General features: G+C 48.2%; 10 protein-coding genes. 4 read left to right on the top strand and 6 right to left on the bottom strand.

From position 1 onward, the window contains the following. Positions 1-306: 306 nt before the first annotated feature. The 3 genes from ACSTTG_RS04435 to ACSTTG_RS04425 all read left to right on the top strand — a co-directional run bounded on the left by ACSTTG_RS04435 (position 307) and on the right by ACSTTG_RS04425 (position 4,069). Entirely contained in the window at positions 307-2,199 is a 1,893-nt protein-coding gene (locus tag ACSTTG_RS04435) for a PTS mannitol transporter subunit IICBA (RefSeq protein ID WP_438473881.1), read from the top strand. A gap of 135 nt (positions 2,200-2,334) precedes the next feature. Continuing rightward, complete coding sequence (locus ACSTTG_RS04430) at positions 2,335-3,483, top strand: mannitol-1-phosphate 5-dehydrogenase (RefSeq protein ID WP_438473880.1); 1,149 nt, start codon at positions 2,335-2,337, stop codon at positions 3,481-3,483. A gap of 49 nt (positions 3,484-3,532) precedes the next feature. Beyond that, positions 3,533-4,069, top strand: a complete 537-nt coding sequence (locus ACSTTG_RS04425; RefSeq protein ID WP_438459232.1) for an MltR family transcriptional regulator — start codon at positions 3,533-3,535, stop codon at positions 4,067-4,069. A gap of 135 nt (positions 4,070-4,204) precedes the next feature. Here the strand turns inward: ACSTTG_RS04425 and nagB are convergent, their stop codons facing one another. Further along, positions 4,205-5,005, bottom strand: a complete 801-nt coding sequence (gene nagB, locus ACSTTG_RS04420; RefSeq protein WP_438459231.1) for a glucosamine-6-phosphate deaminase — start codon at positions 5,003-5,005, stop codon at positions 4,205-4,207. Positions 5,006-5,245: 240 nt separating this feature from the next. Continuing rightward, complete coding sequence (locus tag ACSTTG_RS04415) at positions 5,246-7,003, bottom strand: bifunctional lysophospholipid acyltransferase family protein/GNAT family N-acetyltransferase (protein ID WP_438473879.1); 1,758 nt, start codon at positions 7,001-7,003, stop codon at positions 5,246-5,248. Between the two features lie 197 nt (positions 7,004-7,200). On the opposite strand from ACSTTG_RS04415, the gene ACSTTG_RS04410 reads away from it, so the two are divergent. Beyond that, complete coding sequence (locus ACSTTG_RS04410; protein WP_438459229.1) at positions 7,201-8,343, top strand: acyl-CoA desaturase; 1,143 nt, start codon at positions 7,201-7,203, stop codon at positions 8,341-8,343. A 108-nt stretch (positions 8,344-8,451) separates the two neighbouring features. Here the strand turns inward: ACSTTG_RS04410 and ACSTTG_RS04405 are convergent, their stop codons facing one another. From ACSTTG_RS04405 to ACSTTG_RS04390, 4 genes are all read right to left on the bottom strand, one after another. Further along, positions 8,452-8,787, bottom strand: coding sequence for a DUF2799 domain-containing protein (locus tag ACSTTG_RS04405; protein ID WP_438459228.1), 336 nt, complete (start codon positions 8,785-8,787; stop codon positions 8,452-8,454). Positions 8,788-9,574: 787 nt separating this feature from the next. Beyond that, positions 9,575-9,991 carry a hypothetical protein gene (locus ACSTTG_RS04400; protein WP_438459227.1) on the bottom strand — a complete coding sequence of 139 codons (417 nt, stop codon included), beginning with the start codon at positions 9,989-9,991 and terminating at the stop codon, positions 9,575-9,577. Between the two features lie 507 nt (positions 9,992-10,498). Continuing rightward, positions 10,499-12,643, bottom strand: coding sequence for a penicillin-binding protein 1C (gene pbpC / locus ACSTTG_RS04395; protein WP_438473878.1), 2,145 nt, complete (start codon positions 12,641-12,643; stop codon positions 10,499-10,501). Positions 12,644-12,654: 11 nt separating this feature from the next. After that, the gene (locus ACSTTG_RS04390) at positions 12,655-17,106 is read right to left on the bottom strand and encodes an alpha-2-macroglobulin family protein (protein WP_438473877.1); all 4,452 of its coding nucleotides are present in this window, start codon (positions 17,104-17,106) and stop codon (positions 12,655-12,657) included. Positions 17,107-17,659: the final 553 nt, after the last annotated feature.

Genomic DNA, 17,659 nt, shown 5'->3' with positions numbered 1-17,659 from the left:
GAGTTAATTTTCCTTAGTGTGATCAATATCACTAGTTATTGATGGGTGATTGAGTTGCAGAAGGTGATCGAAATCACACTTAAGTGAGAATTATTCGTAACTATCGCGGTGTGTAATTTATAAACAAGTAAAAAGTGTGATCGATGATCGTTAGTGATTATTGATGGTGGTTTTTTAGTATCTGGTTGATCACAAAATTGCCGTCATTAAGGTGTTTTTGAAATCTTGTGTTACATTTTATTCAAAATATACACAAGATTACTGCGACCTTATTGTCGCCCAATAACAAAAAACTGAGGCACCTGTATGCTATCACCTGATGCAAAGATCAAAGTGCAAAACTTTGGTCGATTCCTCTCCAACATGGTTATGCCCAATATCGGCGCATTCATTGCTTGGGGTTTTATCACCGCTCTATTTATTCCCACTGGTTGGCTGCCCAACGAGACTTTAGCTGCCCTAGTCGGGCCAATGATCACGTATTTGCTGCCACTTTTGATTGGCTACACCGGCGGTAAGATGGTTGGCGGGGATCGAGGCGCGGTGGTTGGTGCCATCACCACCATGGGTGTGATTGTCGGTACCGATATCCCAATGTTCATGGGGGCGATGATCGTCGGGCCTCTGGGTGGTGCGGCAATAAAACGTTTTGACCAAGCGGTTGAAGGCAAGATAAAAAGTGGCTTTGAGATGCTGGTCAACAACTTCTCAGCCGGCATTATCGGCATGATCTGCGCCATTATTGCCTTTGTCGTGATTGGCCCTGCTGTCAAGGTGTTGTCCAACCTGCTTGCCGCTGGGGTTAACGCCATGGTGGAGACTGGGCTGTTGCCACTGGCGTCAATCTTTGTTGAGCCAGCGAAGATCTTGTTCCTCAATAACGCGATCAACCACGGTATTTTCTCTCCGCTAGGCATTCAGCAATCGGAAGAGGTGGGTCGCTCGATCTTCTTCCTCATTGAAGCTAATCCAGGCCCAGGTCTTGGGTTGCTGCTTGCCTATATGGTATTCGGTAAAGGTAATGCTAAGCAGTCTGCTGCCGGCGCTTCGATTATTCATTTCCTTGGCGGGATCCACGAGATCTATTTCCCTTATGTCTTGATGAATCCACGCTTGATTATTGCCGTGATTGCTGGGGGCATGACCGGGGTGTTTACCAATGTGATGTTCAACTCTGGTTTGATTTCACCGGCGTCCCCAGGCTCAATTTTTGCGGTGCTGCTGATGACGCCAAAAGGCTCCTACATCGGAGTCATCCTTTCGGTGATTGCCTCTGCTGCCGTCTGTTTTGTCGTGGCATCGATTCTGATGAAGACCTCATCGGCAACCGAAGAAGACGATGAGTCATTGGAAAAAGCTTCTGCCGCAATGCAAGACATGAAAGCCTCATCTAAGGGGGCGACTTCTGGCGCACAGGTCAACTTAGCCGATGTGAAATCCATCTATGTGGCGTGTGATGCGGGGATGGGCTCGAGTGCGATGGGCGCCAGTCTGCTGCGTAAAAAAGTGGAGGCCGCAGGACTCGGTATCGAGGTGAGTAACCTTGCTATCAACAATTTACCTGCTGATTCACAGCTTGTGATCACTCATAAAGATCTCACTGACCGCGCTCGTACCCATGCGGGCAGTGCAATGCACATCTCTTTGAGCAACTTCCTAGATGGCGATATCTACGACAATCTAGTCAGCAAACTGCTCGGCAGTCAGAAGGCAGGGGCGTCTGAGCCACAGGTTGCGCCAAGTGCTGGCAGTGAACCTCAGTCCAACACCCTAAGCTTAACTAAAGACAATATCTTCCTTGGATTGCACGCCAGTGAAAAGCAGCAAGCTATCCAGTTCGCGGGTGACCAATTAGTCAAGCTTGGCTACGTCAACCCAGAATATGTTGCTGGGATGTTTGCTCGCGAAGAGATGGTGTCCACTTACCTCGGTGAGTCGATTGCCGTGCCACACGGCACGATTGAAACCAAAGAGCATGTACTCAAAACCGGTATTGTCTTTTGCCAGTACCCAGAGGGTATTCGCTGGGGCGAGGACGAAGATGATGTTGCCAAAATGGTCATCGGCATCGCCGCACAAGGTGATGAGCACAATATGGTGCTGATGGCGATCACCAATTCACTTGATGATGAGGCAGCCGTTGAGCGTTTGCAAAACACCACAGATCCTGAGGATGTGTTGCGAATTCTCAATAGCTGATTTCATCTCGCTCCTGAGTGAATGAGGCCGGCCTTCCCCCGCTGGTCTCCCTTTCAGCCCAGTCTGTATAGCCTACCGCTCAGAGGGATGTTGAGCCGTTCGCTATAGAGATTCATTAGGTATAGGGTTCAAATTATGAAAGCATTACATTTTGGCGCCGGGAACATTGGACGTGGCTTTATTGGCAAGTTGCTCTCCGATGCTGGCATTAGCGTGACATTTGCTGATGTGAATGACACCGTGGTCAACGAGCTACAACGCCGTAATCAGTATCCAGTGAAGGTGGTTGGCGAAGAGTGCGTGGTTGAGACAGTCACTAAGGTGACCGCCATCAATTCAGCCACATCCGCGGTGGAAGATTGCATCGCAGAGTTTGACTTGGTGACGACCGCCGTCGGACCGACAGTGCTGAAGATCATCGCGAAATCGATAGCAGCAGGCATCGAGAAGCGTGCTAGCCGAGCCCACACGGCGCCTCTCAATATTATTGCGGCAGAGAATATGGTGCGTGGGACCAGCCAACTTAAAGAGAGTGTTTATCAGCTGCTGTCACCGCAGGTGCAGGCTTTTGCTGATGAGCATGTCGGCTTTGTTGACTCGGCGGTCGATCGCATTGTGCCACCGCCAGAGGCAGGCGAAACGGATCCCCTAGCTGTCACTGTTGAGACCTTCAGCGAGTGGATTGTCGATCAAAGCCAGTTTAAGGGCCCAATCCCGACTATTCCCGGCATGGAGTGCACCGACAACTTAATGGCGTTTGTCGAGCGTAAGTTGTTTACCTTGAATACAGGGCACCTGATCACTGCCTATCTAGGGGTACTGGCAGGATATGAAACGATTAAGGAATCAATTGAGGATCCGGCGATCCGCAGTGATGTGACGGCCGCGATGCAAGAGAGTGGGGCGGTTTTGATCCAGCGCTATAGCTTTGATCCGCAAGCACATGCGGCCTACATCGAAAAAATCTTAGGCCGTTTTGCCAATCCTTATCTGCGTGATGAGGTGGACAGAGTTGGGCGCCAGCCGATTCGCAAGCTCAGCCCGCAAGATCGTCTCATTAAGCCGCTCAACGGCACTATCGAGTACGGATTGCCCAATACTCATCTAATCAAAGGCATCGCAGCTGCCTTCCACTACAAGAACGATGATGATCCCCAGGCGGTCGAACTTCAAGCCATGTTCGCCGAGAAAGGCTTTGCTGAGACGTTAGCCCATTATTCAGGGCTGAATGTTAGCGATGAAGTTGTTAAACTAGCTGAAAATGCGTATCACGCGCTTAATTAATTGATTTACCAAGTGCCACTACGGTGGCACTCGTTGTTATGAAGTCGCTATGCCTGTACACAGTCGCCATGAAACTGAGCTCCTAGAGGCGCTCGCCGAGTCCAATAACGCTGCAGAGTGCCTGCTTTGCGCCTTTGATGCCCTAGAAGATATGATTGACGCTCTTTTGCAGAATGTCTTTCACAAAGATGACTATTCGGTCAAATTTGTTGTTGAGCCGTTGCTGACTGCAGACGGTCCACTGGGGGATATCATGATCCGCACCAAGTTGCTGCTCGGTCTCGGGATATTGAGTAAGGGCAACTACGATGACATCGAAATCTTTGTCACCCTCAAAGAATGGGTCAAGGCGCAGCAAGGGCAGGTTGATTTTTGCGATGAGAATATTCTGTTTGAGCTCAATCGAGTCCAAGCCATCAAGCAATCGATGCCGATTGAATTTTCCACTGCCGCGCTCAATGATCTCTCTGATGAATTACAACAAATGTACCTAATGCGCCATTTCCAAAAAGTACGCTCAACCATCGTACTGGTAGTCACAGGCCTAATCCAAGGCCTAAGCCAAGACAACCCCCTAACCTCATAATGACTCAAAATAGTTTTTGTAATTAGGGCAAGTAAGCACTGAGGATTTCCATTCTTTAGATCGGACATTTCCCGCACGCAGTTCTCCTCGAACCCCGTAGGGCAAAGCCCGTACCCGCTCCTCGCCCCTTTGTAATTAGAGTCCTTTGATATTCTCCGCCTCTAACTCAGAGAAGTATTTCACCGTCTTAACCTTGAGCTCTTGTTGAGCAGGCTCATCGGCAACAATGATCGCTTTAGGGTGCATTTGCAGCGCTGTCACGGTCCACATGTGGTTAATTGAGCCCTCAATCGCCATCTGTAGTGCGAGCGCCTTGTTGTGTCCTAAAGACAGGATCATCACCTCTTCGGCATCCAGCAAGGTCGCCACACCAATCGTTAGTGCGTATTTAGGGACTTGATCAATATCGTTGTCAAAAAAGCGCGAATTGGCGATTCGGGTGTCTTCAGTCAGGGTTTTAATTCGAGTGCGCGAGCGCAGAGAGGATCCTGGCTCATTAAAGGCGATATGACCATCAATACCTACTCCCCCCATAAACAAGTTGATCTTGCCATAGGATTTGATCTTCTCTTCATACGCGGCGCAGTGCGCATCGATATCTGTGGCTAAGCCATCGAGCAAGTTGATGTTCTTCTCCTGAATATCAACGTGATCAAAGAAGTTGCTGTACATAAAGGTGCGATAGGACTCGGGATGATTCGGGTCAATACCGACGTATTCATCCATATTGAAGGTCACAACATGCTTAAAGCTGACAAAGCCTGAGCGGTACAACTCGATCAACTCTTTATAGGTGCTCAACGGGGTGCCACCGGTGGGTAATCCCAGCACGAAGGGCTTGTCTTCGCTCGGGTTAAACTTATTGATCTTTTCCGCAATATGGCGCGCTGCCCACTTGCCGACTTGTGCTGCGTTTTGAAGAGGAATCAGTCTCATGGTCAATGTCCTATGTGAGTATTAGGTTGCCTTGTTAAGTTATTTTGCATTGTAAATTAACTTTATTGCTGTCGCTATCATTTTGCGAATTAAAGCTGTGGATTGTGATCATTGATCACGAATTGGACTGATTAAAGATCCTATATGCAAGGTTATTTCACTGGGATTATAAAGTGACTTTATCGACAAGGAGAGGAGTAGACACAGCCTTAAGAGCACTCAAGGCTGTGTGGTAGGGCGTTAAGATTGGTGATAATCGAGGTACTGCTCGGCGCCCTGCGTACCCATGTAGCGACCTAGGGTCTTGCTTGGCACGCTGCGCATATCGACCACAATCAGGCCATCAAGTGCGTTATTGAAATCAGGATCAACATTAAAGCAAACCAACTTACCATTTAGAGCAAGGTATTGCCTGAGGAGCACAGGCACCCCTTTGCCGGCATCGACACGCGCAATCACCCGCGAGAGCAGTTGTAAGTCAACCAGAGAGGCAAGCAGTTCACTCTGCCAAGAGCAACGCTCTGTGACTAAAGGATTAAGCGGCTTCACTAAACAAGCAGACTCTTGATCGTAATGGTGCAGAGCCAGTGTTTCTGTCAGGAGTTGTTTGGCCGTATCATTATATTCATCACTGATACTCACCGGTCCAAACAAGTGGGTGTAATGTGGGTTGCGCGCGACAAAGGTCGCAATCCCTTTCCACAGCAGGAGCAGGGAACTCATGCTCTTTTGGTACTGTTTGGCGATAACTGAGCGCCCCATTTCTATCGCATTACCCTGTCTCATACGCTCGACAAATTGCTCTTGGTAGTCAAACAAGGTACGAGAATACAGACCATCAATGCCATGACTGGCAAGGATCTCATCGACTAATCCTAATCGATAAGCGCCAACCAATTGTTGCTGTTGATTGTCCCAGACAAACAAGTGGCGGTAGTACTGGTCAAACTGGTCGATATCGAGAGCTTTTCCTGTGCCCTCACCCACCGCTCGAAAGTTGATTTCACGCAAGCGACCAATTTCATGCATTAGGTGGGGGATGGCCTGTTGCTCTGTGCAGTAAACCTCAAACTGCCCACTTTCAAGCAGTTTTGCCTGCGCAGGCAAAGCAGCGATCTCAGCCAATAACAGGCCAACAGGCTTGGCGGGAGCCACTGTAGCCATCGACTGGTTATTATCTATTTTGGGCTGCGCATGTTGGGCGCGATGGCGGAGTAAGTAAGTGTTTAGGCGCAAATAGTGCACCGCTTGTTGGTCGGTGAGCGAGTGGATCTCTTTGAACTTGATCGGCTCACCTACAGTCAGTGAGATTGGTGCACTTTGCTTGTTCAGTAGCTCTCTACCGAGCATAAGGGTGCGCAGCATCGGGTGGATTTTACCCGCCATATAAAAGGGTTTCGAGTTATGGCCGTGGATAAAGAAGGGCACGGTTGTGGCTTTATGGCGCTTGATCAGTGAGGCGACGGAGCGATGCCATGCCTTGTCTTCGACAAAGGTCAGATCGCGCGCAGTTGGGTGCGAGACCTCACCAGCAGGAAAAACCAATAGCAGTCCATCTTGGGCAAGGTGTTGATTAGCCTGACGCAGGGCATGGACATTGGCGCTTTTACTGCGATCTTGCTCAAGCACATCCACGCCGATAAACAGCTCACTCAGCTCAGGTACCAATTTAAGATACTGATTGGCTAGAATCTTTACATCCGGTCTTACCATCAGCAGCAGCTCGGCAAGAATCACGCCTTCAATACCGCCCAATGGATGATTGGCAATCACTATGGTCGCACCCGTGGTTGGCACTGAGCTCATTTCACCACTCTCGAGCTGATAGTCGATACCAAGAGCCTCTAGCGTGAAGCGTAAAAACTCTTTCGCTCCGCAACCGGCGGGGCGCTGAGCATAAAGTCGGTCGAGACGGTTTAGTCCGGTTGCCCACTCAGCCATGTTTTCACCAATGCCGAATGGGGTTTTTCTTGGTAAGCGAAATGGACTCGTTTCCATTTTTATATCCCTAAGCGTCAATCCTGACACACCAACATAGAAGAGCAAAATGACATTTTAGCGGCGAAAATATGAACAACCCATGATCGAAGTATGAATTTCCGCCAAGCAGCAAAAACTGATCAAAAGTCATTGAGCTTACAATTGTACGCTGATATTCTAGCTTACAGTTGTTCACTGAAACGGTAAATAGGGAAATGAAACAGGATGCAAAAACGATCGAGGAGAAACCGCCTCTGATCTGGCTTAATGTGATGATTTTTGCGTTAACGGCATTAGTCGCGCTGATCGGTGTGCCTTGGTACGCCTGGCAGGTTGGCTTTGAGTGGTATCACTTAGTGTGGTTTTTGATCACATTCAGCTTGTGTAATTTATCGATCACGGCGGGTTATCATCGTTTGTGGTCGCACAAGGCCTATCAAACTAAAGAGTGGATCCGCGTCCTGTTTGCTCTTGGCGGGGCATTTGCATTACAAAACAGTGCCCTGCATTGGTCTTCAGATCATCGCCCACATCATAAGTTTGTCGATGATAATCAGAGAGATCCATACAGTGCCAAACGCGGTTTCTGGTATTCACATATCGGCTGGATGCTAAGACACTACAACCACGCTTGCTATGATGATTATGCTAATTGTCGCGACCTGCAAAAAGACCGCGTTGTGATGTGGCAGCACCGCCACTATATCCCCCTCGCATTAGCAACCAATTTCGGTATCCCGCTACTTCTCGGGGTTATTTATGGTGATCTACTCGGAATGCTGTTAGTAGTAGGTGTTGTTCGGTTGGTGCTCAGCCATCACTCGACCTTCTTTATTAACTCGCTGGCACATATTTGGGGCTCTCAGCCATACACCACCAAGAACACTGCTCGTGACAATGGTGTGCTGGCGGTGTTTACCTTTGGTGAGGGGTATCATAATTTTCACCATATCTTTGAGGGCGACTACCGCAATGGCGTGCGCTGGTGGCAGTACGACCCAACCAAATGGCTGATCGCTGGTTTGGCAGGTTGTGGCCTAGCAAGCAATCTGCGTATCACGCCAAATTTTCGCATTGAGAAAGCAAGAGCGCTCGCTAAGCTAAGCAAAGCCAAAGATCACTTAGCGCAGCGTCCAAACTGTCAGTACTTAATGACTCACCTGCAGGCTGAGTACGAGCAGTTGATTGCCAAGATGGGTGACTATTACGACCTGCAAAAGCGCCTGCTGGAGAGTAAAAAGAATAAGTTATCGAGAAAGTATGAGCTATCGGTAGCCAAGCTCGAATGCGAACAGATGAAACGCCGTTTCTTCGAGCAGAGAGCGCGATGGAATGCGTTGGTAGGGCAGTACGCCTAGTCGGAGCCGCTCGACAAAAAAGAATGGCCTGAGAAGTCTTTGTCTTCTCAGGCCATTTAACGACTTTGCTTGTAATCTATCTAGCTAGCATTTAAACAAAATGGACACTTAGTCTTTGTTTGCCAGCATGGCCTCAGCTTTAGCCACACCAGCTTTGTATGCTTTAGTAAAGTTAGGGTTAATTTCGTCACAGGTACCCGCGTAGTAACCGCCAGATAGGGCAACTTTTTCACCGTCTTGGCTACAGAACTCACCAAGCCCTTTTTTGTAGCCTTTGTGATACTCGGCGAAGGCATTGCCTTCAAACTTTGACGCTTCAAGGACTTTGGCACCGCGCATCGCAGCCTCATAGCCATAGTCTTCCCACGTCTGTCCATCTTTCAGTGCCACGGAGGATGAGCAACCGACTAACGCCAAAGCCACACTCGCTAACACAAGTTTCATTTTTACATTCATAGTTAACAACTCCGTTTAACTGTATTACTTTGGCCTTTCCTAACCAAGAAAATGCCACGATTGGATAAACTATTAATCCCGCACTCAATTGCGTGCCAGTATCATATACGAATTTATACTAAGCGACTTGCCGTTTACCAATTTATGGGATATCAATCAACAATGATGTATATGTGGTTTACAAATATTTCATAATGGTAACGGAATGTAAGTTGAAAGTGACAATAATCTGTTGCCAATGTATAAGTGTTATGTCCGCTGTTGCACACCGTGTAACTCTTTTAGTTGCGCTCATTTTTAAAATAGATAACTTTCCCAAATTTTCAGTGCCTTACCCTAGCAGTTGTCGCGATGCTCAAAATTAAAAACTATTAATTAGTGCTGGAGTAGATAGCTCAATACCATCGAATTAAGTTCTTATCCTGTCACTTAGTTTGCTCGAAAACGATACAGTGTAGACGTTAAAGTAATGGTCGATGAGTTATTCAGGCGTGTAGGTTAAATGAAATGATATCTCAACGCTCAAAATTGGTTAAACAATAAGCAGGTGGATTTCAGCGTAATCTTGGTTTTGGTTTTTCAGGTCTGAAACCTTGGTAGATGGCCTGTTGAGTTATAATGATCCTTTTGCTTTTTATCAGCCCGCGACTTGTTAGGAGAAGGGAGGCTCTGAGGTTTTTGAGCTCACCTAGGGTAAAGTGTCAAAAATTCCCCAGCTTAGATAAATCTGCGCAAGTCGGGGTGACTGAGTGTTAGAGTCGTAAGAGCGAATCAGCTATCGACACTCAAAAACAATGTGCGCGATATAAGCATCTTCCATACTGGAATGATAAGCAGCACCTAACGCTGATGTTGTTGCGCCTGCTTTTTCAGCGGTCTTATCATCACTGAACACCCATAGAGCTGTGCCTCCCGCTTGCGCAGCCTTCGCGATCTGTTTTCGACTTTCATACTGCTCTTGAGAAATCGATGCCTCAAATCTGTTCGTCTCCTCTACGATTGCAGGAGCTTTAGAAAACTGTTCACAGTAATGACGAGTTTGAGCGAGGGCTTCTCGAGTTGCATCAGTCTGTGATTTAGCGGACACAGTGACATAGTGTTGTCCATCAATACCTGGTCTCACATCATCAAAATGTGCGCAGCCTATTAGAAACATGGGCAGAGCAATCAGGGTGGTTTTCCTTAGTTTCATAATTATTGCGTCCTTAAGCTTCTTATAAAATTAACAATTTAAGTGTGGTAAGTTTTTTTTTGTTGTAGCGCTAGATAGGTTTAAAGAGATCTAACAAATGTTCTAGTCGTTACAGTTGCCTCGTTTTATGCTTCGACAAACATAGCCAAGTTTGTATCCAGATAACCTCTAGATGCAGTTTGAGCGATACTGGCTTGGTTTGCAGCTAAAGCGGCGAGTAAGAGATCTCGTCGATCCCAATCGAGAGTATAGACCTGTTATTTAGAATAAATCGACGACAGCTCTCAGTGGATGCTATTTGAGGTTATTCAAAGCCCGAGTCTTTGACTCACAGCTCAAATCCAGTCTTTTGCGATTGCTCGCTTAACACCAATTAGATCATGGGTGACCAAAAGCTATAAATCCTGTCCCAAAGTCCATGCCAGGTTGAAACCCAAATTGGGCCACGTCTCCATGAATACAACTCATTCCCAAGTGGGCCAAGTATAATCACTTACCCCTGCATTTTTAGTGCAGGGTAATTGATACCTCATCACAGCTAAAGCGATTACAAGCCGAAATATTGACTTCATCAGGAAGCTTTTCAAACTGTAAAACTGGCTCGGTGGTCAACTTACCATTTATATACCAACGAACTTCCTCAAACGGATAATTGCTTTTGAGCGAGAGTCGATTAAGTTGTTGTCGAAAAAAATGCTGCCCCGAACGCAGGTTGCTGATTTGCACTGGATGACCATGCTGTTGTGCCTGTGGCATTCCCTGATACTTGTTTTTCATCCATGTATGTAACGAAGAGGGCATTTGATGGTTTTTTACTTGACCTGTTAGCAACTCTAATGTCGGAGGGGTTCGCCCCTCTATCGTCATCGCTTGTCGTAACTGCTGACATTTCTCTAATGGCGTAAATTGCTTTGCCATTCCCCCTGGCCAACATACTTCGACGATTTCAACATCATCTGGTTTTGGCAAAGGCTTGTGCTCTGCGGGCAGCAAATCAAATAGGTCAAACATCACCGGACCTGCCAATGTCGCACCTAAGTGTCCTACCATAGGGCTGCCATCTGGTCTACCCACCCATACTCCGACGGTATAGGCGGGGCTAGAGCCAACGGCCCACATGTCACGATAACCGTAGCTGGTTCCGGTTTTCCATCCGATCTGACGGCGGAGCTTGTTCGCGGGGCGATCATAAGGGGGAATGCTCGCCAGCATCGTATGGGTTATCCAACTAGCCTCCTTGCTGAGCAGCGGGGTAGCCTGCACTGACGCTGAATCAACACCGAAGCGAAGAGGCTCGACCATTCCATCCACTGTCAGAGCACGAAATAGCATCACCAATGACTGTAAGTTGGTTCCGGTTCCACCAAGCCCTACAGAGAGATTTGATTTATCATGCTGAAGTTCAATACCAGTGGAGCGCAAAACTTCATCAAATTCTTTCGGCGTTAAATGCTGCAATACCTGAATCGGTGGAATATTGAGTGACATGCGCAATGCGGTACTCACACTCGTTGCTCCGCGAAAGTGACCATCGAGATTACGTGGTCGATACCCAAAAAAATCCGTTGGAATATCGGCAAGCATACTTTCAGAGTGAATAAGTCCTTTATCAAGTCCAAGTCCATAGATAAAAGGCTTTAGAGTCGAGCCTGGTGAACGAACCGCTGTGACCATATCAACGTGACCAAAACGATTATCGTTATAAAAATCAAGTGATCCCTTATAAGCCAATACCTCGCTGGTCGAGTTATCGACGATCAACGCCGCAACCGAGGTTTTCTCTGGTGTATGGTACCTCACTCGTTGTACTAGCTGCTCTAATTGACCCTGGAGCTGTCCATCGATGGTTGTATGAATAACGGCTAGATCTGGGTGCGAGCTTCGCAGTCGCCTTGCCAGCAATGGTGCCATTGTTGCAACCCGATAACGCCCAGCTTTAACTGGATCAAGTTGATAGCGCGTTGCAAGATCTTTATCGAGTTTGCCCTGCTGTACCATACGCTGAGTCACCTTATTGCGTGCTGCTTGTGCGCGCTCGGGAAAACGGTCTGGGCGGTAAAACGATGGACGCTGCGGAAGGACAACCAATAGATGGGCTTCATTCAGGTTAATATCAGCAACCGATTTATTGAAATACAGCCGTGCTGCGGCCTCAATCCCTTCAATGTTGCCACCAAACGGCGCATAGTTGATATAAAAGGTTAGGATCTCGTTTTTGCTGTAGTGCCACTCGAGTTGCAAAGCTCGAAACACCTGTTGCAACTTACCCCGCCAACTGCGGCGGTGGGGCGACAGGATCCTAGCAACCTGCATCGTTAATGTTGAAGCGCCAGAGATGACTCGTTGATGGCGGATCACCTGTCCCATTGCACGCACAGCAGCCAACGGATTGACTCCTGGATGATAATAAAACCAGCGATCCTCATACGCTAACAACGCCTCGATATAGATATCTGGTACTTCATCAAGGGTAATAATGTGACGGTGAATTCCCTTGTCATCTGCAAAGCTGCGTAAAGTCTCCCCTTTGCGATCAACAACAACCTGTGCCAGCATTTGATTATCCGGCAGTGGCAATGGGAAGAGCTTATCCAACCCCCAAAAAAGAGTGGTCAGCATCAGAATGCTGACCACTAAACACTTAAATTTCATCGCTACCGGTTCTAGTCCACAGTGTCGCCAATAACCAAGGTTTCAATGCTGCCTGGCTGAATGATCCGACGCTCTGGGCTGTACATGTCCTCAATAAACAGTGGTGGAAGCTGGTACTCACCCGGCACTTCAGCTCTTAAGGTATAACTGTATGCCACCCCAGAGCCCTCACTTGCGAAATGATCCGCGACGACAAAACGATCATCACGAAACTCGCTATACAGAGGTTTACCGTTAACAAGGTCGGCTAGCTTTGTCGGCTCCGAGGCCGCATCGTCACCCTGAACCACAAAAGCCTCTGGATTGACTCCCCCACCTAGAGCTGGGTTCTCAAGCACAAATCCCGCTGGGATCAAGTCCACTAGCATGCCATCAGGCACTTCTTCTTCAAGTGAGAGCTCAATAAGTGCCACAATGCGGTCACCGGGCAGTATTGGCTTACTCCCCTGATACAAAGCTCCCTCTTCGGTAAACAATGTGCGCTTAACATGCTGGAAATCGATGCTGCTTTGAGCCATTTGCGTATTCTTCGAGTAGCCCTGTAAGAAACTCTCAATATAAACAGGCTTATCAGTCGTGTTCGACAGGACCAGTCCCGGCTTTGCAACCACTGAGCCCGCTCCATCATGAGTCTGGCTTTCTCCGTTAACCTCTATGGTTAATGGTGCACGATTAAGATCGGCGGCAATACCCCCAGCGAGAACCAGAGCGTTATTTTCTTGCGTACTTAGCCAACGCTTTTGGTTAGTTCGAGCAAGTGTTTGATTAAACAATTTGACCTTAGTTTCTGCGACTCGATCACTGTCTATCAACCCTCGCCGTTCTAGTTGGTCTAATATGGCATACACCAACGCATCATCACGCAACTCACTGCCGTAATCACCAATATAGCCGTTTACACGACGAGTTGATGATAAGCGGCGTAACATCGCCTCGACGCGCTCTGGATCCCCTGCCATTGCGAAGGCCGCATTAAGTTGCACATAACTCAAGCGCGATGGCCATTGAGTTCGAAACACTGAGGGCGCATACCGCTGCTCAAAGCTGCGAATATCTCCCCAGTTAATCTCTCCTTCACGCGCCATCACATAGGCTGCATACGCGCCAATGACTTGACGCTGTTCCTTACTTGGTATTAGGCGGTGCAGTGTACTGTTTTGTTTTACATAGGCCTGCACACGCTTTTTCGCATTCGCTAACATAGTCTCAGGCACTAGACCTGGGTAACGCTGTTGGGTAAGCAGTAAGAAGTCTGTGACGTACACTGAAGCCCAAGGGTTTTCATCCCCCGCTTCAGACCAGCTATTTCCAGCCCACATGCTAAAACCACCCGTTGAGCGCTGCATTGAGGCGAGATGATCGACCGCATTTTTGAGTTGAGTCTTTTGTGCTTCCTCATCAATCAGTGCACTTTGTAGCTCCTGCACCGAGATGGAATCGAACACATAAGGCATCGCTTTACTGGTCGTCTGCTCTGCGCACAAATAAGGGTAAATCTGCAGAGATTGTAAATGGTGGTCGATGTTCAGTTGAGGTGTATGGCTGAAACGAACCGTTCCACCCCCAAGCAATGGGGTCAAATCACCCCAGTCACCCACAGTGAGTTTTAGTTCTCCACCTGAAGGCAACACGGCTTTTTGATGCAAGGTCTCACGAGGAACAGCAGGGCGAATAGGCACTCGCCAACTGCGCTCAACGCCAAGCTCATCGCCGGTCGCTCGCAAGGTAAACTCTGTTTGATTAAGCAGGTGCTGTTGTTCAACATTAAAGCGCATCAGTATTGAGCGGAAATCGCCATCGGCGAGGACCACTTCACCCGGTTGCTCATCAATCAGAGCGATGCTCGCGCCAGTGTCCAGCTCAACATGCAGTGTTTGCTCAGAGCCACTGAGGTTGTGCAGATCAATCGTCACCGCGCTTCTGTCACCCGGCACGATAAAGCGAGGTACCGCGAGCTCAGCCACTAATGGCGCAGCAACAACTAAATCACGCGCGACATGCCCAAACTCTTGCTCACCAAACGCGGTCACAACGACCTCAACTTCACCATTGTAATCTGGAATGTCAAACTCAAAGTAAGCCTTGCCTTCGCTATCAAACTCGACAAGTTCACTCATCAAAATAACGGTTTTGACATCAACGAGATCAGGGGTCTCCAATAGCTCATCACTGGTTGCGGCATCACTACCAAAGCGTGGTGTTGCAAACGGGTCAGGTCGGTTTTGATACAGACGCGAATACAGGTCAACAATGTCAGTGCTGTAACGCTTTCTGCCAAACATAAATTGGGCTGGATTCTGTGCTCGGTAGCGACTGATATTAAGAATACCTTTGTCTACAATTGACATGGTCGCCCAATAACGCCCTTCCTGGCCAGGTTCAATTTGCACCGGAATGCGCACCGTGGTCATTGGCTCAAGCTTTTCTGGCAGTTCAGCGTTAACCTCGAGCGTGCGCTCACTGCGGTCCAATTTGAGGTGTTCGATGCCAAGGTAACGCAGAGGTATCGCTGACTTACCATTACCTGTCAGCAAGCCGGTCACATAGAGGTCGTGTCGCAGCCACTGCTCTGATACCGGAATGGATACAAGGTTGGTACCCTTTTCAACTTGGATGCGCTCACTCCAAAGCAGCTCACTCCCTTCAACGCTCACCAGCAAGTTTCCAGAAATTGGCGCATTGAACGTCGCCTCAACCGTTGAGCCATTGGCATAGGCTGAGCTGTCGAATGAAATATCAAGGTGATCCGGCTTAGCGGCTATCTGAGAGGTACTCTCAGACCAACCTGCATAGAAACTAAACTGGGTAACTGCGCCGCTCTCTGGCTCGGTGACGGTTAGGCGATAATTTCCCCAATTTAGACCGAAGGTTTGTTGCGCAATATCATCACTGACAACCACCTTACGTTCTTCAACCGACTCCCATTCAGGCTGATGATGACGCTGCCATCCAGCGCCTTCCTCGTAGCTCCAATAATACGGACCACGGTTACGCTCTAGAACAACTTCCAGCTCTGCGCTACGCAACTCTTGCCCATCAGGGCTAAGCAGTGCGATATCAAACTCACCAGGTTGTTTATATCTAAAACTACCGGTTTGAGGGCGAATCGCTGGCATCGGTGCATCCGCAACCACGGTAAACGATGCCTGACGCTGCACAGAAGGACCACCAGATTCTTGCAAATCGACACTGACTGAGCCTCGAACTGGACTTAATAACGCTTCCTCCGGCGCAGGGATCATGATTGTACCTTCCCCCTTGCTGTCTAACTCAATATCATCTAAGCGTAAGTAACTAGGGTACAAGCTAAATTCTTGTCCTAGATGGAACTGCTGATAGGGGCCGCTAAGATGGCGTATTGGCTGATAACTAACCCTACTGGTCACGCGATTACCATCCGCTGGGGAGCCAAAGAGATACCGTCCGCTTAACGACAGTTCCAGCTCTTCGTGAGCCAAAATGGTCTCGCGCTGAGAGGTCAAGATCAGATCCATTCGCTCCGGAATAAACTCCTCAACTTGAAAACTAAACCGATTAAGTGGCTGTCCGGTTGGGTCGGTACGAACCTCCGCCTGCCAACGACCAACCGGAGCACTATCCACGATATCAAGCTCAGTTGAGTAAAAGCCAGCCGCTAATGCAGTGAGCTCTTCAGTGTGAGCAACTTGATTATCAGGACGGCGTAAGGTCAAGTGAACAGGCTGCTCAGGCAACAAACGACCATCAGCATCACGCAACAAAATATTTAACGGTAAGGCATCACCCGGTCTCAAGAGATCGCGATTACTGTATATATACGCCTGTTGAGATTGGTAATTCGCTCCACCTACGGTGAACTCCGATAAATCAAGAGGGATCTCTTGCAATGGCAGCAAGGTGGTTTGTTGTCCCGAATCAACCACGATACTATGCTGTCGGCCAACATTGACCGGAAGTGTCGCCGTGCCTTGCTCATCAAGCTTTTCTTCGGCGACTAACTCATCTTTGTCATACACCCTGACGCGGCCAGTTTTCACCGCGAGTCCATCAGACAGAGAAGAAACAATAACCGCTAGGGAGTCAGGATACAGGCGAGCTTGTACCCCCAAGTCAGTGATCAGCACATAGCGGATTTGCAGCTCGCTGTTACTAAATGACCCTGCTGGCTTCATAACGGCAATATACCAACCTGGCTCGAGATCAGCGGACAGCGCCAAACGAGATGCAACAGATTGGTTCTGCTGATAGCCATTAACGGTATACCGCTCAATAAACACGCTCTCAAACTCTCGGCGCAACCGATCTAACGTGTAGCCCGATAAACGGCTAGGCAAATAGTAATCACGCAATAGCTTTTGTGGCGTAGATGGACGCAACAACTCGAGATCAACCTGCTCTACATTCGTCGTTGTAATAGGCAGCGCTCGCTCGGAATTTGCCGGAACAACCGGCCCCTGACCAACAAAATAGGCCGAAGGGGGCAACCAGTGCTCCTCGTCAGCATAAAGTAAGCCTATGTGGCTAAAAAAGAAAAAAAGCAGCGAGTAAACAGGGAGTAACCCACGCCATCTGGACCTCATTTTTATACTCAAAATTCTACCTTGCACCTTATACGCGATTGAAAAAATAATTCACAACATTACCGGACGGACAGTCACAGCAAATCAGAGTGAGCGCCTTAACGTCCTATACCCAAGTGAGGTATTAATTCAAATAACGACCTATGCACCTGTAAAATAAATAAAAATCCACAAGAAGGGTAAAATAATTGTAAGCACACTACGAACCAACAGGGCGTGATTAATCTGAGTTGGAAATAAGGATAAAGGGGGAACGGGATGCTGGCTCCAAGAGTGGCTCTGAGGTAGTTCTTACTGAAGTGAGCAGCTTAATTCGCTTTTGGATCATGGGTGACCATTCCCTCATTAAGCTCCTTTTATCGGCCTTCGTACTGTAGTCCTATCGCGGTGTTAAACGACATTAACTCGCTAAATTAGCCCAGAGACACGCGAGTAAGGCTACTGTTGGTCGATATCG

The organism is Vibrio glycogenivorans (assembly GCF_051660965.1).
GTDB lineage: Bacteria > Pseudomonadota > Gammaproteobacteria > Enterobacterales > Vibrionaceae > Vibrio.
Note: the sequence above shows the minus strand (reverse complement) of the source record. Positions and strands in the feature narration are given on the sequence as shown.

What these genes read in the sequence shown, in the direction of transcription:
- ACSTTG_RS04435 (WP_438473881.1), top strand. Translation starts at nt 307, where the DNA reads ATGCTATCACCTGATGCAAAGATCAAAGTGCAAAACTTTGGTCGATTC.
- ACSTTG_RS04430 (WP_438473880.1), top strand. Translation starts at nt 2,335, where the DNA reads ATGAAAGCATTACATTTTGGCGCCGGGAACATTGGACGTGGCTTTATT.
- ACSTTG_RS04425 (WP_438459232.1), top strand. Translation starts at nt 3,533, where the DNA reads ATGCCTGTACACAGTCGCCATGAAACTGAGCTCCTAGAGGCGCTCGCC.
- nagB (WP_438459231.1), bottom strand. Translation starts at nt 5,005, where the DNA reads ATGAGACTGATTCCTCTTCAAAACGCAGCACAAGTCGGCAAGTGGGCA.
- ACSTTG_RS04415 (WP_438473879.1), bottom strand. Translation starts at nt 7,003, where the DNA reads ATGGAAACGAGTCCATTTCGCTTACCAAGAAAAACCCCATTCGGCATT.
- ACSTTG_RS04410 (WP_438459229.1), top strand. Translation starts at nt 7,201, where the DNA reads ATGAAACAGGATGCAAAAACGATCGAGGAGAAACCGCCTCTGATCTGG.
- ACSTTG_RS04405 (WP_438459228.1), bottom strand. Translation starts at nt 8,787, where the DNA reads ATGAAACTTGTGTTAGCGAGTGTGGCTTTGGCGTTAGTCGGTTGCTCA.
- ACSTTG_RS04400 (WP_438459227.1), bottom strand. Translation starts at nt 9,991, where the DNA reads ATGAAACTAAGGAAAACCACCCTGATTGCTCTGCCCATGTTTCTAATA.
- pbpC (WP_438473878.1), bottom strand. Translation starts at nt 12,643, where the DNA reads ATGAAATTTAAGTGTTTAGTGGTCAGCATTCTGATGCTGACCACTCTT.